General features: G+C 72.5%; 21 protein-coding genes. 14 read left to right on the forward strand and 7 right to left on the reverse strand.

Annotation, left to right across the window (positions count from 1 at the left end; genetic code table 11):
* A partial coding sequence (locus tag Msi02_RS39780) for a helix-turn-helix domain-containing protein (protein WP_204052945.1) occupies nt 1-90 on the reverse strand: 90 nt, incomplete at its 3' end.
* A gap of 217 nt (nt 91-307) precedes the next feature.
* Here Msi02_RS39780 and Msi02_RS39785 point away from each other — a divergent pair.
* Nucleotides 308-1366 carry an LLM class flavin-dependent oxidoreductase gene (locus Msi02_RS39785; protein WP_204052915.1) on the forward strand — a complete coding sequence of 353 codons (1059 nt, stop codon included), beginning with the start codon at nt 308-310 and terminating at the stop codon, nt 1364-1366.
* On the opposite strand, the gene Msi02_RS39790 is transcribed toward Msi02_RS39785, so the two are convergent.
* Nucleotides 1363-2025: a response regulator transcription factor gene (locus Msi02_RS39790; RefSeq protein WP_204052916.1), complete on the reverse strand. Its 663-nt coding sequence runs from the start codon at nt 2023-2025 to the stop codon at nt 1363-1365. The two genes, Msi02_RS39785 and Msi02_RS39790, sit on opposite strands and share 4 nt — an antisense overlap.
* Complete coding sequence (locus Msi02_RS39795; protein ID WP_204052917.1) at nt 2001-3269, reverse strand: sensor histidine kinase; 1269 nt, start codon at nt 3267-3269, stop codon at nt 2001-2003. The genes Msi02_RS39790 and Msi02_RS39795 overlap by 25 nt, the downstream gene beginning before the upstream one ends.
* A gap of 135 nt (nt 3270-3404) precedes the next feature.
* On the opposite strand from Msi02_RS39795, the gene Msi02_RS39800 reads away from it, so the two are divergent.
* The gene (locus Msi02_RS39800; protein WP_204052918.1) at nt 3405-4037 is read left to right on the forward strand and encodes a class I SAM-dependent methyltransferase; all 633 of its coding nucleotides are present in this window, start codon (nt 3405-3407) and stop codon (nt 4035-4037) included.
* 141 nt (nt 4038-4178) lie between these two features.
* Nucleotides 4179-4499: an alpha-amylase inhibitor gene (locus tag Msi02_RS39805; protein WP_204052919.1), complete on the forward strand. Its 321-nt coding sequence runs from the start codon at nt 4179-4181 to the stop codon at nt 4497-4499.
* Nucleotides 4500-4558: 59 nt separating this feature from the next.
* Here Msi02_RS39805 and Msi02_RS39810 read toward each other — a convergent pair whose 3' ends face one another.
* The gene (locus Msi02_RS39810; protein WP_204052920.1) at nt 4559-5452 is read right to left on the reverse strand and encodes an LLM class flavin-dependent oxidoreductase; all 894 of its coding nucleotides are present in this window, start codon (nt 5450-5452) and stop codon (nt 4559-4561) included.
* Nucleotides 5453-5474: 22 nt separating this feature from the next.
* Here Msi02_RS39810 and Msi02_RS39815 point away from each other — a divergent pair, with 22 nt between their 5' ends.
* Together Msi02_RS39815 and Msi02_RS39820 are read left to right on the forward strand one after the other, a co-directional pair.
* The gene (locus Msi02_RS39815) at nt 5475-6320 is read left to right on the forward strand and encodes a phosphotransferase family protein (RefSeq protein WP_204052921.1); all 846 of its coding nucleotides are present in this window, start codon (nt 5475-5477) and stop codon (nt 6318-6320) included.
* Nucleotides 6321-6339: 19 nt separating this feature from the next.
* Complete coding sequence (locus Msi02_RS39820; protein WP_079319226.1) at nt 6340-6597, forward strand: TFIIB-type zinc ribbon-containing protein; 258 nt, start codon at nt 6340-6342, stop codon at nt 6595-6597.
* Between the two features lie 68 nt (nt 6598-6665).
* On the opposite strand, the gene Msi02_RS39825 is transcribed toward Msi02_RS39820, so the two are convergent.
* Nucleotides 6666-7628 carry a hypothetical protein gene (locus Msi02_RS39825; RefSeq protein WP_204052922.1) on the reverse strand — a complete coding sequence of 321 codons (963 nt, stop codon included), beginning with the start codon at nt 7626-7628 and terminating at the stop codon, nt 6666-6668.
* Nucleotides 7629-7665: 37 nt separating this feature from the next.
* Nucleotides 7666-9249 carry an ABC-F family ATP-binding cassette domain-containing protein gene (locus tag Msi02_RS39830; protein WP_204052923.1) on the reverse strand — a complete coding sequence of 528 codons (1584 nt, stop codon included), beginning with the start codon at nt 9247-9249 and terminating at the stop codon, nt 7666-7668.
* Between the two features lie 365 nt (nt 9250-9614).
* Between Msi02_RS39830 and efeU the strand changes: the two genes are divergently transcribed.
* The 9 genes from efeU to Msi02_RS39875 all read left to right on the forward strand — a co-directional run bounded on the left by efeU (nt 9615) and on the right by Msi02_RS39875 (nt 19303).
* Entirely contained in the window at nt 9615-10457 is an 843-nt protein-coding gene (gene efeU / locus Msi02_RS39835; protein ID WP_204052924.1) for an iron uptake transporter permease EfeU, read from the forward strand.
* Between the two features lie 15 nt (nt 10458-10472).
* Nucleotides 10473-11609 carry an iron uptake system protein EfeO gene (efeO, locus tag Msi02_RS39840; RefSeq protein ID WP_204052925.1) on the forward strand — a complete coding sequence of 379 codons (1137 nt, stop codon included), beginning with the start codon at nt 10473-10475 and terminating at the stop codon, nt 11607-11609.
* The gene (gene efeB / locus Msi02_RS39845; RefSeq protein ID WP_204052926.1) at nt 11606-12856 is read left to right on the forward strand and encodes an iron uptake transporter deferrochelatase/peroxidase subunit; all 1251 of its coding nucleotides are present in this window, start codon (nt 11606-11608) and stop codon (nt 12854-12856) included. The genes efeO and efeB overlap by 4 nt, the downstream gene beginning before the upstream one ends.
* A 47-nt stretch (nt 12857-12903) precedes the next feature.
* The gene (locus Msi02_RS39850) at nt 12904-13380 is read left to right on the forward strand and encodes an RrF2 family transcriptional regulator (RefSeq protein WP_079319232.1); all 477 of its coding nucleotides are present in this window, start codon (nt 12904-12906) and stop codon (nt 13378-13380) included.
* Between the two features lie 48 nt (nt 13381-13428).
* Nucleotides 13429-14610 carry an MFS transporter gene (locus Msi02_RS39855; protein WP_204052927.1) on the forward strand — a complete coding sequence of 394 codons (1182 nt, stop codon included), beginning with the start codon at nt 13429-13431 and terminating at the stop codon, nt 14608-14610.
* Nucleotides 14611-14800: 190 nt separating this feature from the next.
* The gene (locus Msi02_RS39860) at nt 14801-15916 is read left to right on the forward strand and encodes a hypothetical protein (protein ID WP_204052928.1); all 1116 of its coding nucleotides are present in this window, start codon (nt 14801-14803) and stop codon (nt 15914-15916) included.
* Between the two features lie 30 nt (nt 15917-15946).
* The gene (locus tag Msi02_RS39865) at nt 15947-17110 is read left to right on the forward strand and encodes a toxic anion resistance protein (protein WP_239109219.1); all 1164 of its coding nucleotides are present in this window, start codon (nt 15947-15949) and stop codon (nt 17108-17110) included.
* Nucleotides 17107-18693 carry a VWA domain-containing protein gene (locus Msi02_RS39870; RefSeq protein WP_204052929.1) on the forward strand — a complete coding sequence of 529 codons (1587 nt, stop codon included), beginning with the start codon at nt 17107-17109 and terminating at the stop codon, nt 18691-18693. The genes Msi02_RS39865 and Msi02_RS39870 overlap by 4 nt, the downstream gene beginning before the upstream one ends.
* The gene (locus Msi02_RS39875; protein ID WP_204052930.1) at nt 18680-19303 is read left to right on the forward strand and encodes a hypothetical protein; all 624 of its coding nucleotides are present in this window, start codon (nt 18680-18682) and stop codon (nt 19301-19303) included. The genes Msi02_RS39870 and Msi02_RS39875 overlap by 14 nt, the downstream gene beginning before the upstream one ends.
* 14 nt (nt 19304-19317) lie before the next feature.
* Here the strand turns inward: Msi02_RS39875 and Msi02_RS39880 are convergent, their stop codons facing one another.
* On the reverse strand, nt 19318-21282 hold the full coding sequence (locus Msi02_RS39880) for a CehA/McbA family metallohydrolase (protein ID WP_204052931.1): 1965 nt from the start codon (nt 21280-21282) through the stop codon (nt 19318-19320).
* Nucleotides 21283-21343 lie beyond the last annotated feature (61 nt).

Here is a 21343-nt window from a genome sequence, read left to right on the forward strand (position 1 = left end):
CCACACCAGCCGTACGCAGCCGAACGTGCGGTTCAACACCGCGGCCTGTTCGGCGGTGGGGTAGACCCGCACCTTGTAAGCCGTACGCACGTTCGAACTTTACAAGCGTTTTGCCTAACCGGTCAGCAGAAGGAGCAAATCATGAGCGCTTGGCGCTCTGGGCTGTCTTGGCTTCGCCGGGCCACCCCCTTACGGGGTCCGGATTCCTCCCGGCCCTGAAGAACCGGGCTTCCTCCGGAGGACCCGGTGAGGCACATCCCTCACCGCGTCCGGAAATATCCGGATGCGACCTCAGGTTGGGCCCAGCATGAGCGAGGACATCATTCGCGGGGTGCCGCGTGGAACGGCCGAGGTGCCGCTGTCGATCCTGGAACTCGCGACCGTCGGCGAGGGCTCCACACCGACCGAGGCGCTGCGCGACGCCACCGAACTGGCCCGCCGGGCCGAGGAGTGGGGCTACCACCGCATCTGGGTCGCCGAGCACCACGGAATGCCCGGAGTGGCCAGTTCCTCCCCGGCCGTGCTCATCGCGCACCTCGCGGCGGCGACCCGGTCGATCCGGATCGGCTCCGGCGGCGTGATGCTGCCCAACCACGCCCCGCTGGTGATCGCCGAGCAGTTCGGCACGCTGCACGCGCTGCACCCCGGCCGCATCGACCTCGGCCTCGGCCGCGCCCCCGGCACCGACATGGCCACGGCGAACGCCCTGCGCCGCTCGGCCGAGGTGGACCCCGACGAGTTCCCCCAGCAGGTGGCCGAGCTGACCGGCTTCCTCGACGCCTCCTTCCCGCCCGGCCATCCGTACGAGAAGATCCGGGCCGTGCCGGGCGGCGCGGACTCGGCGGGCACGGGCCGGCCGCCGATCTGGCTGCTCGGCTCCAGCGGGTTCAGCGCCAGGCTGGCCGGGCTGCTCGGGCTGCCGTTCGCCTTCGCCCACCACTTCAGCGCCGCCAACACCGAGCCCGCGCTCGACCTCTACCGCTCCTCGTTCCGGCCCTCGGAGGTGCTTGACCGGCCGTACGCGCTGATCGGGGTGGCGGCCGTCGCGGCCGACACCGACGAGGAGGCGCTGCGCCAGACCATGCCGGGCGCGCTGTCGTGGCTGCGCCTGCGCTACGGGCGGCCCGGCCGCACGCCCACCGTCGAGGAGGCGGAGGCGTACCCGTACACCCCGATGGAGCGGGAGTTCGTCCGCGAGCGGCTGTCGACGGTGGTGCACGGCGACCCGCAGACCGTGCGGGACGGGCTGGAGGAGCTGCGCAAGCGCACTGGGGCCGACGAGCTGATGATCACCACCCAGGTCCACGGCGGCGCCGCGCGCCTGCGCTCCTACGAGCTGATCGCCAAGGCGTACGGGATGATCTAGCCGCGCAGGAACGCGACGACGGCGAGCACACGGCGATGGGCGTCCTCGTCGGGAGGCAGGTCGAGCTTGGTGAGGATGTTCCCGATGTGCTTGCCGACGACGGCCTCCGACACCACCAGCGCGCGGGCGATCGCGGCGTTCGACCTGCCCTCGGCCATCAGGGCGAGGACCTCCCTCTCCCGTGGGCTGAGCCGCCGCAGCGGGTCGCGGCGGCGGCGCAGGAGCTGACGCACGACCTCCGGGTCCACGACCGTCCCCCCGCCGGCGACGGCGGTCAGTGCGTCCACGAACTCCTCGACCTCCCCGATCCGGTCCTTGAGGAGGTAGCCCACGCCGGTGCCGTCCCCGGAGTCGAGCAGTTCGGCCGCGTAGGTCTGCTCGACGTACTGGCTCAGCACCAGGACGGCGAGCCCGGGGTGCGCGGCGCGCAACGCCACGGCGGCCCGCAGTCCCTCGTCGGAGAAGCCGGGCGGCATCCGCACGTCGGTGACGACGACGTCGGGGGCGTGCTGCTCCACCGCTTCCACCAGCGCCTCGGCGTCGCCGGCGGTGGCTACCACCCGATGGCCGAAGCGGGCCAGCAGCGTGGCCAGCCCCTCGCGGAGCAGCACGCCGTCCTCGGCGATGACGACGGTCAGGGGGGAAGGGCCGGCAGGCATTCGATCTCCGCGCGCAACAGGGTGGGGCCGCCCGGCGGGCTCGACAGCATCAGCCTGCCCTCGACCGCGGAGACGCGGTCGGCGAGTCCGGCGAGCCCGGTGCCCGCGGTCACGTCCGCGCCGCCCACTCCGTCGTCCCGGATCTCGACGGTGAGCAGCCGGCCGTCGAGCCGGCCCCGCACCCGGGCCCGCTCGGCTCCGCTGTGCTTGGCCACGTTGGTCAGGCCCTCGCTGACGACGAAGTAGGCGACCGACTCCACCGGTTCCGGCAGCCGGGGGACATCCACGTCGACCTCGACCGGGACGGGCGACCGGTCGGCCAGCTCCGCGACCGCGGCGGGCAGCCCGCGGTCGGCGAGGATGCGGGGATGGATGCCGCGGATCAGGTCGCGGATCTCTGCGAGGGCGAGCTTCGCCTCCTCGTGCGCCCTGGCCACGAGCTCGGCCGCCTCCTCTCCCCGGGAGACCTTGGCCAGGCCGAGCGTCATGGTCAGCGCGACCAGCCGCTGCTGCGCGCCGTCGTGCAGATCGCGTTCGATGCGCCGCCGCTCGACCTCGAACGCCTCGACCAGGCGGCTCCGGGAGCGGGTCAGCTCGGCGAGCCGCTCGCCCGACTCGGCTTTCGTGGACGTGAGCAGCAACCGGGCCAGCAGGGCGTGCGCGGTCGCGAGGGCGGTGATCGGGTAGGCGGCCAGCAGGAGTACCGCGACCCCCAGGAACGCGGCGGCGAACGCCTCGGTGAGCGAGTCGAGCGGCCAGAACTTCAGCAGCACGATGGGTCCCGCCTCCGCCACGCTGATCGGGGCGCAGATCATCACGAGCGGCATCAGCAGGCCGTACGTCACGGCGATCAGCTCGACCGGGCCGAGCACGACGGCCAGCAGGCCCGTGTAGGCGAGGGCCCGCCATGTCGCCTGCTCCCGCAGGCGCGTCCCGAGCCATCCGCGCGGGCCCGGGCGCGCGGGGCGGTGCGGGCTCGGCGCGGGCTCGGCGTCCATGATCCGCAACCGCCGGCGTTCGAGCGCGCCCAGCGGCACGGCGGCGACCACCGGGACCGCCAGCAGCGGCACGCCCACCAGGAAGACGGTGAACAGCGCCCCGGTGGTCAGCGAGGCGACCAGCGACGCCAGTACGACCACACCGACGACCGCGCCCGTCACCACGTAGGCGAGGGCGCGCCAGGGCAGCGAGGTCGCCAGCAGGTCCTTGCGGGCGACGGCCTGCCACGAGCCGTTGGGGCGCACCCGACCCACCCTAGAGGCCGTCCGGGCCCGGCCGAAGACGGCCAGGCCCACCTGTGGAGGTAGGGCTGGCCATACCTCCACAGGTGGGCCGGGACGGCTGGTGGGCGCGGATCCCGCACCGGTCTGATGGGCCGCATGAACGACACAGTGCAGCTGAACGACACAGTGCAGCAGGTGTCCGATCTGAGGGCGTTCGCGGGTGTGGCGCTGCGCCGGCAGGGCGTCGTGGGAGCCGTGGCCCCGAGCTCGCGCTCGCTCGCGCGGGCCCTCACCGCCGTCGTCCCGACGACCGGCCCCGCCGTGATCGTGGAGCTCGGCCCGGGCACCGGCGCGATCAGCGAGGCCATCAGGGAACGGCTCGCCCCCGGTTCCCGCCAGCTCGCCGTCGAGATCGACCCGGGGATGGTGGCGCACCTGCGACGCGCCCGGCCCTGGCTGGACGTGCTCCAGGGCGACGCGGCCCGCCTCGGCGCGCTCCTGGACGAACGGGCAGTCTCTCGGGTCGACGCCGTGGTCAGCACGCTGCCGTGGACGCTCTTCCCCGAGGACGTGCAGGAGTCGATCCTCGGGGAGGTCGGGCGGGTGCTGCGCCCGACGGGGGCGTTCACCACGGTGACCTATCTGCCCGCGGTGCCGCTGGCCCGGGCGCGGCGTTTCCGGCGGCGCCTGCGCGCCGCCTTCGACGAGGTGCTCACGACCGGGCCGGTCTGGCGCAACGTGCCGCCCGGCCTGGCGTACGTGTGCCGGAGGCCGGTGGGCCGTGGCTGAGCCGCTCGGCCGGCGTCCCCGCGCACCCGGGGTTCCAGGAGAATCGCGGAGACCGCGAACCTCGGCGGCCCGCCGGACATCCAAAACAACGAGACCGGAGGGGAGGGGCCCCTCCGGGGTTGTCCGGCGAAAGGAAGCACCATGATCCTACGGGGGATCCGCAACGGCGCCCTGACCCTGTCCGCGGCGGCGCTGCTGACCGTCGCCGCCGCCGCTCAGGCCGGTGCCGCGTCCGCCGCCCCGGCGTCCGTGAGCGCCGCGAGCTGCGCGCGCGTCAACCACTCGTCCGGCTACGTCACCCAGACCGTGAAGGTGACCAACAACTGCGGCTACACCGTCTCCTTCTCCGTCCGGCGCGTGGGGCCCGACAGCCCCTGCTACATCGTCCGGCCCGGTCACTACCGGACGTACAAGTGGGGCAACGGGCTGAACTACCAGGGCATCAGGTGGAACTGCTCCTGAGCCGCGCGTCGCGGACGCCCGCCTGAGCGGGCGTCCGCCCGGAACGGCAACGGTCGTTCTCACCGGGGGGCGAGGGCCTCCAGGGCCTCCTCCGCGCGGCGCATGGAGTCTCGGGGGTCGGCCTCGGGATTGCCGATCTCCGGGTCGAAGTTGAGGTCGTGGAAGACCTCGGTCACGCCCTTGGCCGCGAGCGCCTCGACGTCCTGCCTGATCTTGTCGTACGACCCGGTCAGCGGGCCCTCGTCCCCCGGGCGGACGCGGGTGACGCCGCGGACGACGAACCGCAGCGCGTCGGGGTCGCGCCCCGCCTGCCGGGCCGCCTCCTTCACGATGGCGATCTGCTGGTCGATCGTGTCCAGATCGGCGCGGCTGGAGCTGATCCAGCCGTCGGCGATCCGCCCGGCCCGCTCCAGCGCCACCCGGGCCGTGCCGCCGAGCATCACCGGCGGCGGTGTGGCCGGCTTGGGGTCCTGGTGGGAGGGCGGTACCTCGTAGAACTCGCCCTTGTGCTCGACGACGTCCTCGGTCCACAGCCGCCGCAGCAGGCCGACGTACTCCTCGCCGCGTCTGCCGCGCCGCTCCGTCGGCACGCCGGAGGCGGCGAACTCCTCGGGCAGCCAGCCGAGCCCCAGGCCCACGTCGAGCCTGCCGCCGGACACCTCCTGCAGGGAGGCGAGCTGCTTGGCCATCAGGACCGGGGAGACGAAGGGCAGGTTGAGCACGGCCACCCCGAGCCGTACCCGCTCGGTGACGCCCGCCAGGTACGCGAGCGCGACGACGGGGTCGTGCACGCTCCGGTAGACCGGGCCCATCGGGTGGCCGACGGGATAGAGCAGACGCTGGAACGTCCACACCCCGTGGTAGCCGAGTTCGTCCGCGCGGCGCGCGATCCGCCTCATGTTCTCCGGTGTCGCCCACGAGCCCGACACCGGCACAGAAAACCCAATCCTCATAAGGGCACTTTAGGGTGTCCCCGTGATCGAGGAACTGGCGCGGCTGGCGCGCCGCGACGGGCCGGTGACGGTGCTCAAGCAGACCCGTGTGCTCGTGGTCAGGGCCGGGGACGTCGTCGTCAAGGCCCATCCCCCGGACACCGACGAACACGCCCTGCGCGCCCGCCTCGACGCCGCCGCGAACCTGCCCGGCGTCATGCTGCCTCCCCTCGGCCTCCAACGGCTGGACGGCAGGCTCGTCACGATCTGGCCCGCCGGCGAGCCGCTCACCATGGCCGACGTCGACGCGGGGACGACGCCGTGGGAGGAGGGCGGCCGGCTGCTCGCCCTGCTGCACGCCCGGCGGGCGCCCGCGGGGCTGCCGCCCGCCGGGGGACCTTCACGGTTGCCCAGGGCCATGGCCGACCTGGCGGCGGCCGGCGTCCCGGATCAGGTCGCCGCGCCCATCCGGGCGGCGTACGCGACGCTGCCGCAGGTCAGGGAGGGCGGCGCGCTGACGCACGGCGACTGGCACCTCGGCCAGATCGTCCGGCACGACGGGGCCTGGCTGCTGATCGACCCGGACGACCTGGGTCCGGGCGACCCCGCGTGGGACCTCGCCCGCCCGGCCGCGTGGTACGCCGCCGGCCTGCTCGACCCCCGGGACTGGGAACGCTTCCTCACCGCCTACCTCGCGGCCGGCGGGACCGCCGTCTCCGCTGGCGACCCGTGGCGGGAACTCGACGGGCCGGCCCGGGCGTTGACCGTCCAACTGGCCGCGACGGCGGTGGCCACGGCGGCGCGGGCGGGGGAACCGCCCGACGACGCCGCCGAGGCCCTGGTGTCCGCCTGTGTGAGGATCGTCGCGGCCACGGAGGCCGAGACCTGACCGAGGGAGAGTTCGTCACATGGAGTGCCCCAAGTGCCGTGGCCGGATGCGGACGTTCGACCGCAACGGGGTCCACATCGAGCAGTGTGACAACTGCCGGGGGATTTTCCTCGACTACGGCGAGCTGGAGACGCTGACCCGGATGGAGTCCCAGTGGGCTCAGCAGCACTACGCTCCCCCGCCGCCGGCGCACGGTGGGCCCGCCTGGGGCGGCCACCACGGGGGCCACTACGGCCACCGGCGCAACAGCTGGGTCGGCATGCTGTTCTCCAGCTGAGTCCTTCCCAGAGGCTTCATGACGGAGGCCGCGGCCCGGATCCGGGCCGCGGCCTCTGCCGTGTCCGGTCATGCCGGGAAGGCGTCCGGGTCCACCTCGCTCGTGGTGGCGTTCCCGCCGAACACCGCGTCGAGGGTGAGCGTCCAGTCCTTCCAGCTCACGCCGCCGCCCGAGTAGAGGGTCCGGAACGTCAGCGGGTCGTCGAACTTGGAGAAGCCGCAGTTCCTGCTGAAGGCGCGGCTGCTCCTGTCGTAGTCCACGCCGGTGGTGAAGTAGACGCGGTAGGTGCCGTCCTTGATGTTCGCGACCTTCGTGCTCGACCGCTTGCGCACGTAGAAGCTGACCGCCTTGCGCCCTCCGCGCACGAGCGTCACCACGCCGTCCTGCGCGCCGCCGTTCTGCACGGTCAGGCTGCTCCGGCCGCCCCGGATCGCCGACAGCAGCATCGTGCCGTTGCCGAGGCGGCGGGCGCGCTGGGCCGGCGGCTTGATCTGGACCACCGGATAGTCTCCGGCCTTCGCCAGGTCGCCTCCGGACGCCCTGAGGGCCTTGAACTCGCCCGACCGGCCGAGCCTGGCCAGCACGGCCGTCCCGTTGCACAGGGCGTGCGACGTCACGTCCTCGTCCAGCGCGCCGAGCCTGCCGTTCAGGCCGCGCAGCGCCGCGACGTAGTCGGCGTGCTCGGGGGCGACGTCAGCGGGAGGCCGCAGCCCCCCGAGCCGCTCCAGCGCGGATTCCAGGGCGCTTTCCGCCCGGCCGATGCGCTGGTGAAGCGACCGGAAGGTCCGCGCCTTGGCGATGGCGGCGAGCGTCGTGCGGGCGGGGCGGCCGGCGGCGTCGAGCGCGCTCCGGTACGCCTCCGGGGTCAGCGCCGGCGGGCCGGAGGAGGCGGACGGCGCCGCCTCATCGCCGGAGGCGGCCTTTCCCGATCCACCGGACGACGCCGTGCAGGCCGCGAGCGTGACGGACGCGGCCAGCACGGCGACGGCGGCGGCTGGGACAGTGCGCGAGAAGGTCCGGGGGGAGATCACGCGAAACACTGTCAGCCGGTGAGCGGGCGCTGTCAATTCACGCTGACGACGTCACCCCCTCAGGGCCCAGGGTGAGCCACCGGGTGATGCCGATCGACTCCAGGAACGGCAGGTCGTGGGAGGCCACCACGAGCGCTCCCCGATAGGCCGACAGCGCCTGCGCGAGCTGGCGCACGCTGGCCAGGTCGAGGTTGTTGGTCGGCTCGTCCAGCAGCAGGAGCCGCGGCGCGGGCTCGGCCAGCAGCAGCGAGGCCAGCACGGCGCGGAACCGTTCGCCTCCCGAGAGCGTGCCGGCCGGGCGTTCGGCCCGTGCGCCCCGGAACAGGAACCGGGCGAGCCCGGCCCTGACGGCGTTGACCGACGCCGCGGGCGCGACCGCCCGCACGTTGTCGACCAGGCTGAGCGCGTCGTCGAGCACGTCGAGCCGCTGCGGCAGGTAACGCACCGGGACGCCTCGGCGGACCGAGCCCTCGCCCGGCGGGATCTCGCCCAGGATCGTGCGCAGCAGCGTCGTCTTGCCCGAGCCGTTCGGCCCCAGCAGGGCGATCCGCTCCGGGCCGCGGACGATCAGGTCGCCGATCGGCCCGGCGGCCGTGCGCAGGCCGTCCAGTTCGAGCACGGTGCGCCCGGCCGGCACCTCGGTGGCGGGCAACTCCACCCGGATCTCGGCGTCGTCGCGCACCGCCTCCTCCGCCTCGGCCAGCCGCTCGCGGGCGGCCGCCACCTTCTCCTCGTGCATGAGCCGGTGCTTGCCCGCCGAGACCTGGGCCTGGCGCTTGCGCTCCTGCATGATGATCTTGGGCTCGCGCTTCTGCTCGTACATCTTGTTGCCGTAGCGCACCCGCCGGGCCAGCTTCGTGTGCGCCTCGGCCAGCTCGCGCCGCTGACGGCGCAGGTCGCCCTCGGCCGCGCGGACCATCCGCTCGGCGGCCTCCCGCTCGACCGCGAGCACCTCTTCGTACTCGCTGAGCGTGCCGCCGAACGTACGGCGGGCGGGCAGGTCGGCGATCTGGTCCACGAGGTCGAGCAGCGTGCGGTCGTGGCTGACGACGACCAGCGTCCTCGTCCACGACGAGACGGCGTCGTACAGGCGCCGCCGCGCGTCGAGGTCGAGGTTGTTGGTCGGCTCGTCGAGCAGCAGCACGTCGGGCTCGGCGAGGAAGCGTGCGGCGAGGCCGACCATGACGGTCTCGCCGCCCGAGAGCGTCGCGACCGTCCGGTCGAGGTCCACGCCGGTCAGCCCGAGGCGGTCGAGCTCGGCCCGGGCGCGCTCCTCGACGTCCCAGATCACCGCGTCGTAGTTCGCCTCGCTCAGGTCGCCCCGCTCGATCGCGTGCAGCGCCTCCCGGGCGGGCGTGATCCCCAGCAGGTCCGACACTGTACGGCTCGCGCCGAGCGGGAGGTTCTGCGGCAGGTAACCCAGCCGCCCGGTGACCGACACCGATCCGCTCGTCGGGGTCAGCTCTCCGGCGATCAGCTTGAGCAGCGTGGACTTGCCGCTGCCGTTGACGCCGATGAGCCCGGTCCGGCCGGCGCCGAACGTGAAGTCGAGCTTCTCGAAGACGGGCGTCCCGTCGGACCAGGAAAACGACAGATCCGTACAGACAATGGAATGAGACATGAGGCGGCTCCGGGTATCCCCAAGGGCGAAATGGTGAACAAACGCATGGAGACACCGCGGGCACGGGCCGCGAGGCGAGGGTCTGCCTGAGGTCGCTGCGCCGGACCACCGATGGCGGCCGTGGGCGCGGTGTCGGGACCTCAGAGCTCCAAGTGACCCTCCAGGGTGCGGCGGCAGGACGTCCGTCACGATAACGGGGAGCCGAGATGGGACGCCACCGAATTAATCCACCCCCCGCCGGGGCGCCACCTCAGCCGCCCCTGAAGGTGACAAAAGTCCTACCCCGCTCCAGGAGTTCGGGACCTTGTCGGTAAGGTGAACCTGCCCTAACTTAGGTAAGGCTTACCGAGCGTCCGGAGGACGATGTGTTCGCGAGTTACCTCATCGGCCTTCGCGAGGGCCTTGAGGCCACTCTTGTGGTCTCCATCCTCGTGGCCTTCCTCGTCAAGAGCGGCCGCCGCGAACGGCTGCCCATGGTCTGGGCCGGCGTCGGCGTGGCCGTCCTCCTCTCCGTCGCGTTCGGCGCGCTGCTGACCTTCACCGCGGCCCATCTCGCCACCCAGCAGCAGGAGATGTTCGACGCCGTGACGTCCCTGGCGGCGACCGTCTTCGTCACCTTCATGATCTTCTGGATGCGCACGGCGGCCCGCAAGATGTCGGGCGAGTTGCGCGAGAAGATGGGCGCGGCCCTGGAACTCGGGGCCACCGCCGTGGTCGTGGTGGCGTTCCTGTCGGTCGCCCGCGAGGGACTGGAGACCGCCCTGCTGTGGTTCGCCGCCGTCCAGGGCGCGACCAGCAGCGCGAGCCCGCTGATCGGCATCACGCTCGGACTGCTCACCTCGGTCGCGCTGGGCTGGGGGCTGTACCGCAGCGCCCTGCGGATCAACCTCACCAAGTTCTTCACCTGGACGGGCCTGCTGCTGGTCCTGGTCGCCGCCGGGATCTTCAAGTACGGCGTGCACGACCTGCAGGAGTCGGGGCTGGTGCCCGGCCTGAACACCCACGCCTTCGACATCAGCGGCGTGCTCGACCCGAGCGCCTGGTACTCGACGCTGCTGAGCGGGATGTTCAACATCACCCCGCAGCCCAGCGTGCTGGAGGCCGTCGCCTGGGTCGCCTACCTGGTTCCCGTCCTCGTCCTGTTCCTGCGGCCCGCGGCCAAGACGCCGGCGAGCCCCGCTTCCAAGTCTCCCCAGCCCGCTTCCTGACCGGAGTCCACCGACATGCGCACCCCCACCGTCCTGGCCGCCGCGGCGCTGGCCCTCGCCGGTCTCACCGCCTGCTCGTCCACGGGCTCCGGCACCACGACCGAGGCGGCCGCGACCGGCGACGGGAAGATCACCGTGGCCGCCACCGACACCGAGTGCAAGGTGGCGAAGTCCGACCTGGCCGCCGGCACCTCGACCTTCTCGATCACCAACAACGGCACGAAGGTCACCGAGTTCTACGTGTACGCGGCGGGCGACCGGGTCATGGGCGAGGTCGAGAACATCGTGCCCGGCCTGACCCGCGAGGTCGTGGTGGAACTCCCCCCGGGCGTGTACGAGACCGCCTGCAAGCCCGGGATGACCGGCAAGGGCATCCGCGGCCCCCTCAAGGTCAGCGGCGAGCACAAGCCTCTCACCGGCGACGCCAAGCTCGCCGAGGCCGTGGCCAGCTACAAGCGCTACATCAAGAGCCAGTCCGACACCCTGCTCGACAAGACCAAGGAGTTCACCGAGGCGGTCAAGGCCGGCGACGTGGCCAAGGCCAAGGAGCTCTACCCGGTCGCCCGCACCTACTGGGAGCGGATCGAGCCGGTCGCCGAGGTCTTCGGCGACCTCGACCCGGCCATCGACGCGCGGGAGAACGACGTGGCCGACGGCGAGGAGTGGACCGGCTTCCACCGCATCGAGAAGGACCTGTGGGTCAAGAAGGACGTCGGCGGCGACGGCCCGATCGCCGACAAGCTGATGACCGACGTGAACACGATCGTGACGAAGTCCGCGACGGTCGAGCTCTCCCCCGTGCAGCTCGCCAACGGCGCCAAGGGACTGCTCGACGAGGTCGCCACCGGCAAGATCACCGGTGAGGAGGACCGCTACTCGCACACGGACCTGTGGGACTTCGACGCCAACCTGCAGGGCTCGAAGGCCGCCGTCCAGGCGCTGCGGCCGGTGCTCGAGGAGCGCGACGCCGAGCTGGTGAAGACGCTCGACGCGAAGTTCGCCGACGCCGAGAACGCCCTCGCCGCCCACCGCAGCGGCGACGGCTGGAAGCTGCACACGGACCTGTCCAAGGACGACCTCAAGGCGCTGTCCGACGCGATCAACGCCCTGGCCGAGCCGATCAGCAAGGTGGCCTCGGTGGTGGCCCGATGAGTGAAGGCATCAGCCGCAGGCGGCTGTTCGGACTCGGCGCGGCGAGCGTGGCCGCCGTCGGGGCCGGCGCCGTCGTCACCCGGTCGTTCGCGGAGGAGCCGGTCGCCCACGCGGCCTCCAGCTCCGACCCCGTGCCCTTCTACGGTCCGCACCAGGCGGGCGTCACCACGCCCGCCCAGGACCGGCTGCACTTCGTGGCGTTCGACGTGATCACGAAGAAGAAGGCCGAACTGGTGGAGCTGCTCCAGGAGTGGACCGCCGCCGCGGCCCGGATGACCCAGGGCAAGGACGCCGGCACGTTCGGCGCCGTGGGCGGGGCGCCCGAGGCGCCGCCGGACGACACCGGCGAGGCGCTCGGTCTGCCCCCCTCCGGCCTGACGCTGACCATCGGCTTCGGCCCGTCGCTGTTCGACGAGCGGTTCGGCCTCGCCGACCGCAGGCCGCCCGCGCTGGCCGACCTGCCCGCCTTCCCCGGCGAGGACCTGCAGCCCGGGATCTCCGGCGGGGACATCTGCGTGCAGGCGTGCGCGCACGACCCGCAGGTGGCGGTGCACGCCATCCGCAACCTCGCCAGGATCGGCTTCGGCAAGGTCTCCGTCCGCTACTCGCAGCTCGGGTTCGGGCGCACCTCGTCCACCTCGCGGGCGCAGGCGACGCCGCGCAACCTCATGGGCTTCAAGGACGGCACCAACAACCTCAAGCTCGAGGACACCGCCATGCTGCGCGACCACCTGTGGGCCGCGTCCGGCGACGGCCCGGCCTGGATGAACGGCGGCACCTACCTGGTGACCCGCAAAATCCGGATGCACATCGAGACCTGGGACCGCGCCCCGCTGGCCGAGCAGGAGGCCATCTTCGGCCGCGACAAGGGCAAGGGAGCTCCGCTCACCGGGCACGGGGAGTTCGACGCGCCGGACTTCGCCAAGAAGGGCCCGGACGGCACGCCGGTGATCGCCGACAACGCGCACGTACGGCTCGCGCACCCCGACGCCCACGGCGGCGCGCGGCTGCTGCGGCGCGGCTACAACTACGTGGACGGCTCCGACGGCCTCGGGCGGCTCGACGCCGGTCTGTTCTTCATGGCCTACCAGCGTGACCCCCGCAAGCAGTTCGTCCCCATCCAGCGGATGCTGTCCCAGAAGGACGCGCTGAACGAGTACATCAAGCACGTCTCCAGCGGCCTGTTCGCCTGCCCGCCCGGGGTGGTCGACGGCGGCGACTACTGGGGCCGCACGCTGTTCGCCTGACGCCCCCGCCTCCTCCGCGACAAACCGGGACGTGTATAGTCCCGGTTATGCGGATGGGCGAGGGCGTCGAGTGGGGGCTGCACTGCTGCGTGACTCTGGGCTGGCTCGACGACCAGGCCCCCGTGTCGATCCGCCGCCTGGCCGCCTGGTTCGACCTGCCGCAGGAGTACCTGAAGAAGCGGCTGCAGCCACTCGCCCGCGCCGGGATCCTCACCTCCACTCCCGGCGTCCGGGGTGGCTGGTCGCTCGCCCGCCCACCCGAGCGGATCACGGTGATGGACGTCGTCACCGCCGTGGAGGGGCCGCTCGAGGCGTTCCGCTGCACGGAGATCCGCAAGCGCGGAGTGAGCGGGCGTGACGCCGGCGCCGAGTTCGACCGGCCCTGCGGCATCTCCAGCCTGATGCGCCGGGCCGAGCTGGCATGGCGGCGCGAACTGGCCGGACGTACGATCGCCGACCTGATGGAGCAGGCCCCCGCGGGCGCGGCGCGGACCCGCCGCAACTACGGGCGCATGACCGACTGATTTCCCACCACTTTGGCATGGAGCATTCTCATGGACAAAACAGGGACGTTGAATGTCCCGGTTAGCGCGGGCGAGGCCGCACCGCGTGGGCTCGGCTCGACCCTCGTGTTGGCCCTCGGGACGTTCGCCGTCGGGACCGACGCGTACGTGGTGGCCGGGTTCCTGCCCGCGATGGCGCACTCGCTGCGCGTGACGGAGAGCACCGCCGGGCAGTCGGCGACGGCGTTCGCCATCGCCTACGCCGTGCTGTCGCCCGTCCTGGCCACCGCGCTGGCCCGGATGCCGCGCCGCGCCCTGCTGGTCGGCGCCCTGGCCGTGCTCGCCCTGGCCAACCTCGCCTCGGCGCTGGCGCCGAGCTTCGCCGTGCTGATGATCACGCGGGTCCTGGCCGCGTCCGGAGCCGCGGCGTTCACCCCGAACGCGGGCGCGGTGGCCGCGTCGCTGGTCGCACCCGCGCAGCGGGCCCGGGCGCTGGCCGTGGTGGTCGGCGGGCTCACCGTCGCCACCGCCCTCGGCGTGCCCCTCGGCAACCTGGCCGGGAAGATCCTCGACTGGCGCGCGGCGCTCGGCCTGGTCGCGGCGCTGTGCGCGGTCTGCGCGCTGGGCGTGTTCGCCGCGATGCCCGCGTTGCCCGGCAACCCGCGCATCCCGCTGCGGGAGCGGCTGGCGGCGCTGCGGCAGCCCGGGGTGGTCGCGGTGCTGCCACTGACCGTGCTCGGCCTGGCCGCAAGCTATGGGCTCTACGCCTTCGCCGTTCCCGTGATGCGCGCGCTCGGGGCCGGAGCGCCGGCGGAGACCTGGCTGCTGTTCCTGTACGGCGTCGGCGCGGTCGCGGGCAACCTGGTGGCGGGCGCCATGGTGGACCGGCACGGGCCCATCCCCGTGCAGACCGCCGGGTTCTCCCTGCTGACCGCGACGCTGGCCGTCTCCGCCTGGGCGGCCTGGGCGGGCGCGCACTGGCTGCCGCTGACCGCCGTGCTGATGGCGGCCTGGGGCGCCGCGACCTGGTTCCAGACCCCGGCGCAGCAGGTCCGGCTGATCAACGCCGCGCCCCGGGAGACCGCCGTGGTCGTCGGCCTGAACTCCTCGGCCCTGTACGCCGGGATCGGGCTCGGCACGGCGCTGGGCGGCACGCTGCTTCCGGTCGGCCCGCCCGTGGCGCTCGCCGTCTGCGCGGGGCTTGCCCTGATGTGCCTGCCCTACCTGGCCGCCACCCGCCGGTACCGCTGAAGCCCCTCGATCGACAAAAGGTGATATAGCGGTATTCTTGGCCTTAAATCGCCGCCAACCCCATTTATTACTGCACAATGAACATTTCCTGAATTCTCGGTCGCACCCTTCTCCTCTCGCTCGCCCAATCCCTCTATCTCCCATAATCCGGAATACGGGGATCAGGGCCACGGGGCGAAGGAAAGCATGAATGAAACGTTGGATCGGGGTCGGGCTGGCGCTGGTGCTGGGCGCCGTCGTCGTCCTCGCCCTCGTGCTGGGCAACGGCGAGGACGGCAGCGGCGGTGAGCAGCGGACGCTCACCACGGTCCGCGGTGTGATCGGTTCGGAGAAGAAACCCTTTTTCGACGATCCCGCCGTGAGGGCGGCGTTCGCCAGGCACGGACTGCGGGTGGAGGTCGACACCGCGGGATCCCGCGAAATCGCGACCACGGTGGACCTGCGCCCGTACGACTTCGCCTTTCCCTCGAGCGTCCCGGCCGCCGAGAAGATCAGGCAGGCGCACAAGATCGCGCGGACGTACTCGCCGTTCTACTCGCCGATGGCGGTCGCGACGTTCCAGCCGATCGTGGACGTGCTCGCGAAGGCGGGCGTGGTCCACGACTCGGGCGCGGGCTACCAGGTCCTCGACCTGCGCAGGTTCCTCGATCTCGTCGCCAAGGGCACCCGCTGGGACGCGCTGCCGGGCAACGCCTCCTACCGGGCGCGCAAGCGGGTCCTGCTCACCACCACGGACGTCCGCACGTCGAACTCGGCCGCCATGTACCTCGCGGCGACCAGCTACGTGGCCAACGGCGACGACGTCGTGACCTCGCGGGCGCAGGTCGCCGAGGTGGCGCGCACGGTCGCCCCGCTGTTCCTCGACCAGGGCTACTCGGAGTCCTCCACCGAGGCGCCCTTCGAGGACTACCTCGCGCTGGGGATCGGCAAGACGCCGATGGTGGTGATCTACGAGGCGCAGTACGCCGCGCGGCTGTTCGCGGGCGGCGGGGCGATCCGGCCCGACATGCGGCTGATCTACCCCGCGCCGACCGTGCTCAGCAAGCACACGCTCGTCCCGCTCACGGACCGGGCCGCGGAGGTCGGGCGGCTGCTGCAGGAGGATCCGGAGTTCGCCCGTCTCGCCGCCAGGTACGGCTTCCGCACCGCCGACCCCAAGGTCTTCGCGGACCTGGTGGCCACGACCAAGGCGCCGGTGCCCGCGAGCCTCGTCGACGTCGTCGAACCGCCCGCCTACGACCGGCTGGAAGAGCTCATCTCGACTGTCGAGCAGCGCTACCTGGCCGGTGCGAAGCCGTCGTCCTGACCCCCCTTCGTCCAGGAAGAGAGGACACCCGTGTCCGAAGATCTGGTGCTGACTCCGCCCGCCCCGGTGGCGGCGGTGCCGGCCGAGAAGGCGGCCGGCATGCTGCCGCTCCCCGGCGAGCGCGGCGCCGAACTCACCCGCAAGGCGGCCGGCTTCGCCGAGGAGCTCACCACGCTCGATCACCGGTCGCCGGAGTTCACCAGGAAGGTGCACGACATCACCTCGATGGGCGACTCGGAGATCCGCGCCTCCTCCCAGGTGGCCAACCGGATGCTCAAGCGCCCGGTCGCGGCGCTGGCGTCGGCCAAGGGCGAGGGCGCCGACGGCCAGGCGCGGGTCGCCGGTCAGCTCATCGCGCTGCGCCGCACGATCGTCGACCTCGACCCCAAGCAGGCGACCGCCGGCACCCGGCGGCTGCTCGGGATCATCCCGTTCGGCGACCGGCTTCGCGACTATTTCGCCAAATACCGTAGCGCGCAAAAGCACATCGACGACATCATCCGGGCGCTCAAGTCCGGGCAGGACGAGCTGCGCAAGGACAACGCCGCCATCGAGGGCGAGAAGGCGAACCTCTGGGAGTCGATGACGAAGCTCCAGGAGTACGCGGTGCTGGCGGCGGCGCTCGACGCGGAGCTGCAGGGACGGATCGACCAGATCGAGCTCACCGACCCCGAGAAGGCGAACGCCCTGCGGTCGGACGCGCTGTTCGGCGTGCGTCAGAAGCATCAGGACCTGCTGACCCAGCTCGCCGTGTCGGCCCAGGGCTACCTCGCACTGGATCTGGTGCGCAAGAACAACCTGGAGCTGATCAAGGGGGTGGAGCGGGCCACCACCACGACGATCGCGGCGCTGCGTACGGCCGTCACCGTGGCCCAGGCCCTCGCCAACCAGAAGCTGGTGCTCGACCAGATCACGGCGCTGAACACCACCACCTCCGACCTGATCCTCGCGACGAGCGAGATGCTGCGCACCCAGGCGGGAGACATCCAGGCCCAGGCCGCCGCCACGACGGTGAGTATGGAGGCGCTGAGCAAGGCGTTCGACAACATCTACTCGACGATGGACATGATCGACGGCTTCAAGACCAAGGCCGTGGAGAGCATGGCGGTCACCGTCGACAACCTGACCGCGGAGCTCGACCACGCCCGCGCCTATCTGGAGCGCTCCCGCCGCGCCGACGAGGCGGCGTCGTGAGGAGGGCGATCGCCGCCGCCGCGGCCCTGCTGCTCGCCCTCACGGCCGCCTGCGGGGGCAACGGCGAGGACGCACCGCCGGAGGACGGGCCCGACGTGCTGCGGGTGCTCGCGGGCAGCGAGATCAAGGACCTGGAGCCGCTGCTCGCCAAGGCGGCCGGCGCGGCGGGCGTGAAGGTGTCGCTCTCCTACACCGGCACGCTGGACGGCGCCGAGCAGGTGGCGAACGGCGGCGCGGACGGCCACTACGACGCGGTCTGGTTCTCCTCCAACCGCTACCTGTCCCTGATCGACGGGGCGAACGCGCGCCTGTCCACCCAAACCAAGATCATGGTCTCGCCCGTGGTGCTCGGCCTCAGCCGCGCGAAGGCACGCGAGCTCGGCTGGGACACCGGCCGGGCGACCTGGTCGGACATCGCCGAGGCCGCCAGGAGACACCGCTTCACCTTCGGCATGACGAACCCCGCGTCGTCGAACTCGGGCTTTTCCGCGCTGGTCGGTGTGGCGGCGGCACTGTCGGACGCGGGCGAGGCGCTCGACCAGGCCCAGATCACGGCCGTCACCCCCCGGCTCACCGGGTTCTTCTCCGCGCAGACCCTCACCGCGGGCTCCTCCGGCTGGCTCGCCGACGCCTTCCGGCGGCGTACCGACGTGGACGGGCTGATCAACTACGAGTCCGTGCTGCTCGGCCTGCGCACCGCCTCCGGGGAGCCGCTCACGCTGGTCTATCCCGGCGACGGCGTCGTCACCGCCGACTACCCGCTCACGCTGCTCGCCTCCTCTCCCAAGAAGGAGCTGTACGGCAAGCTGGCGGCCTGGCTGCGCACACCCGGGGTGCAGCGCGAGATCATGACGACCACGGCGCGGCGGCCCATCGTGCCCGAGGTGCGGCCGGACTCCAGGTTCGGCACGGCCCCGCTGCTGGAGCTGCCCTTCCCCAACCGGCGCAGCGCCGCCGACGCGCTGATCGACGCGTACCTCAACCAGGTGCGGCGCCCGTCGCGCACCGTGTTCGTGCTGGACACCTCCGGCTCGATGGAGGGCGACCGCATCGACGCGCTCAAGCAGGCGCTCGCCGCGCTGACCGGCACCGACGCCTCGGCCTCCGGCCAGTTCTCCCGGTTCCGCAACAGGGAGACGGTCACGATGCTGCCGTTCAACACCGGGGCCGGCCCGGCGAGCACGTTCACGGTTCCGGACCGCGATCCCGCGGCGGTCCTGAATCGGATCCGCGCGTACGGCGACGGCCTGACGGCGAGAGGCGGCACCGCGATCTACGACGGCCTGCGCGACGCGTACGAGACGGCCAGGGGCGGCCCGGGCGGATCGGGTGGTACGGGCGGCGAGGACTTCACCTCGGTCGTGCTCATGACGGACGGCGAGAACACCGACGGCTCCTCCTACGAGGACTTCGCCGGCTTCTACCGGGCCCTGGGCACCCGGATCCCCACGTTCGTGGTGCTGTTCGGCGACAGCGACGTGTCCGAGATGCGCCAGGTCGCCACGCTCACCGGCGGCGCGGTGTTCGACGCCCGGCAGGCGTCGCTCGCCTCGGCGTTCAAGGAGATCCGTGGCTACCAGTGACCGGGTCCTGTCCTACCTAGGCTCGACGCGGAACATCGTCGGCTCCGCCCTCGCACTCGGCGGCCTCGGGCTGCACTTCCTCGGCCTCGCCGGTTCGCTGTGGCCGATGGTCGTCGCCGGGCTGTACGGCGTGGGCGCTCTGCTCACCCCGCCCGACCGGGTGCGGCTGACGATCTCCCATGCCGAGGTCGAGACGCGGGCGCTGCGGGACGACCTCGACGTCCTCGTGGCCAAGGTGTCGCCGCCCCGCTTCCCCGAGGACGTCGTGGCCAAGGTCGGCGACCTCGCCGCGATCCTGCGCGACGTGCTGGCCAGGGCGGAGGCGCTCACCTCCGCCCCCGACCACCTGCACGTCGTCTCCCAGGCCATCCGCGACTACCTGCCCACCAGCCTTGAGGCGTACGCCAACCTGCCGAGGACGTACGCGCTGACCCGCCGGGGGTCGCGCGACGAGCGCAGCGCGCACGAGGAGCTGATGGCCCAGCTCGGCCTGCTGGAGTCGGGGTTGTCGGCGATCGCGGAGGCCGTCTACCAGGGGGACGAGCAGGCGCTCAGGGACCAGGGCCGGTTCCTGCGGGACCGCTTCGGCGGATCGTCACTCGACCTGTAGCCACAGACCTCTGCTCACAGCCGCGACTCGTACACCGCCCTGGCCTTCTCGATCAGGTCGAGGTGGTCGCGCAACTGGGCCCGGGTCCGCAGGCGGGCCCGGGCCCTGACCAGCTCGTCGAGCAGGTCGAGCCACCGCAGGCACCAGCGCACGTCCTCCTCCCTGGCCACGTGCCGCCCCCGCACGTCCAGGTAGACCGGGCTGGTGTGGGCGTAGGCGCGCCCGCGCGGGGAGCGCGCATGGGGACCGCCGCGGACCACGGCGACCACGTAGGTGGCGTCCGCCGCGCACAGCGACGCGGTGATCTCGTGGCCGGGCCCCTCGGCGAGCACGCCGGCCGCCGTCCTGATCTCGATGTGCTCCACCTCAGGCCCGACGGCCCGTGCCCGGATCGCGACCGTCTCGCCGCCCTCCAGGTCGAGTGTCTCCCCCGGACCCAGGCCGTCCACCGTGAGCTCCAGCCAGGGGCCGGTGGTGGCGAACGTACGGCCCCGCCGTACGGCCTCGGCGAACGACTCGGCGCTGAGCGGCCCGTCGACGCGGGCGTAGACGCGCTCCCAGCCCGGCGGGCTGGAGACCGTGTCCTGGCGGGTGAACGACAGCATGGTGTCGGTCCCGGCGAGCGCGGCCAGCCGGTTGCCCGCCCCGACCAGCCTCCGGTAGACCTCGGCGGTCCCCGGCGCGGACGACAGGTCGCTGAAGTGCAGCACCTCCACCCCGTCGACCAGGCCGAGCGCGGCGTCCACCACCAGGGCGCGGCCGGTGCAGTTCCTGGTCCCGTTCGCGGCCACGTCCTCCGGGGAGGAGACCGGGCCGTGGAAGGGGTGGGCGTACCCGAGCACCGCGCGCGGCTCCCGCAGGTCGCCGCAGACCGCCGCGTTGGGCGGCCAGTCGGCGTCCGCGCCGAAGCCCGTGTGGTAGACGGCGGGCGGCGCGGCCACCCCGAAGACGTGGACGTGCCCGAACAGGTCGTTGCGATACTCCACGCCCATCCGGGCCACGTGCCCGGCGTCCGACCACGGCAGGTCGCGCCCGGCCCAGTGCTGGAGCGCCTCCCGGTCGTAGACCCGGTCGCCCGCGACGTTCCCGGCGACGAGGTTGAGCACGTGCAGGTCCTCGCCGAGCTGCGCGGCGGCCGCCTCCGCAGGGACGGCGACCAGGTCGCCCGCCCAGTTCATGTGGACGTGCAGGTCGGCGCCGTACCAGCCGCGGGCGGCGGCGTCGTACAGCCGCTGCGGCGCGAGCCCGACCAGCGTCTCCTCCCCCGTCCTGGGGACGACCGTCGTCTCGGCGACGCCGTACTCCATGCCGCGCGAGACCCGGATCGTGACCGGCTCGCAGGGCACGGCGAGCACGATGTCGTCGCCGTGGAAGAACGGCCTGTCGTCGTTGTCGCGCCGTTCCGGCACCCCCTCCGGATACCACCCCTGGCCGTCCGCCGACGTGACGCTCCACCGGCACGGGAAGCCCGCGCGCAACCGCAGTCGCGCGGCCGGCGCGGGCCGGGCCAGCCCCGACAGGTCCACCGGCTCGCCGTCCACCGTGAGCACGGTCGCGGTCGTCACGTCGAGGAGCTTGGCCCCGCCCGCCACGATCCCGTACGGCACGCCGTCGGCCGTCACCTCCACCGGGTGCGGCAGCGCGGAGTCGACCAGCAGGATTACGGGCACCGGCCCCGGCGACAGCAGCGGCCGGGCCGGACCGTGCTCCAGGCGATGCTTCAGCCGGTGGCCGTCCAGGGTCAGCCGCAGCGCCACCAGGCCCCGGGGGACCTCGCCGTCCAGCGTGTCGCGGAACTCCGCGTCGAGGTCCGGCGTGATGCTCATCCGGTCGGCCTCCTCCGGGAACCGGAGGAACGGCATCATCCGGACGTATCCCAGCGGCGGCTCACCCCAGGTGATCCCGTGTGCGGACAGTAACGCGCGATACTCCCGCAGAGCGCGCTCCACCTGCGGCGGCATCATCGGATCGTGGTTCATCGCACCTCCCCGTAATCGAAAGCGGCCACATGGTGGCACGGTTTCGACCGGGGAAAACGTG

Source organism: Microbispora siamensis (assembly GCF_016863095.1).
Lineage (GTDB): Bacteria > Actinomycetota > Actinomycetes > Streptosporangiales > Streptosporangiaceae > Microbispora > Microbispora siamensis.

Excerpts from the sequence above, each read along its gene's own strand:
- Msi02_RS39785 (WP_204052915.1), top strand. The coding sequence starts at position 308 with ATGAGCGAGGACATCATTCGCGGGGTGCCGCGTGGAACGGCCGAGGTG.
- Msi02_RS39790 (WP_204052916.1), bottom strand. The coding sequence starts at position 2,025 with ATGCCTGCCGGCCCTTCCCCCCTGACCGTCGTCATCGCCGAGGACGGC.
- Msi02_RS39800 (WP_204052918.1), top strand. The coding sequence starts at position 3,405 with ATGAACGACACAGTGCAGCTGAACGACACAGTGCAGCAGGTGTCCGAT.
- Msi02_RS39805 (WP_204052919.1), top strand. The coding sequence starts at position 4,179 with ATGATCCTACGGGGGATCCGCAACGGCGCCCTGACCCTGTCCGCGGCG.
- Msi02_RS39810 (WP_204052920.1), bottom strand. The coding sequence starts at position 5,452 with ATGAGGATTGGGTTTTCTGTGCCGGTGTCGGGCTCGTGGGCGACACCG.
- Msi02_RS39820 (WP_079319226.1), top strand. The coding sequence starts at position 6,340 with ATGGAGTGCCCCAAGTGCCGTGGCCGGATGCGGACGTTCGACCGCAAC.
- Msi02_RS39830 (WP_204052923.1), bottom strand. The coding sequence starts at position 9,249 with ATGTCTCATTCCATTGTCTGTACGGATCTGTCGTTTTCCTGGTCCGAC.
- efeO (WP_204052925.1), top strand. The coding sequence starts at position 10,473 with ATGCGCACCCCCACCGTCCTGGCCGCCGCGGCGCTGGCCCTCGCCGGT.
- efeB (WP_204052926.1), top strand. The coding sequence starts at position 11,606 with ATGAGTGAAGGCATCAGCCGCAGGCGGCTGTTCGGACTCGGCGCGGCG.
- Msi02_RS39850 (WP_079319232.1), top strand. The coding sequence starts at position 12,904 with ATGCGGATGGGCGAGGGCGTCGAGTGGGGGCTGCACTGCTGCGTGACT.
- Msi02_RS39860 (WP_204052928.1), top strand. The coding sequence starts at position 14,801 with ATGAAACGTTGGATCGGGGTCGGGCTGGCGCTGGTGCTGGGCGCCGTC.
- Msi02_RS39880 (WP_204052931.1), bottom strand. The coding sequence starts at position 21,282 with ATGAACCACGATCCGATGATGCCGCCGCAGGTGGAGCGCGCTCTGCGG.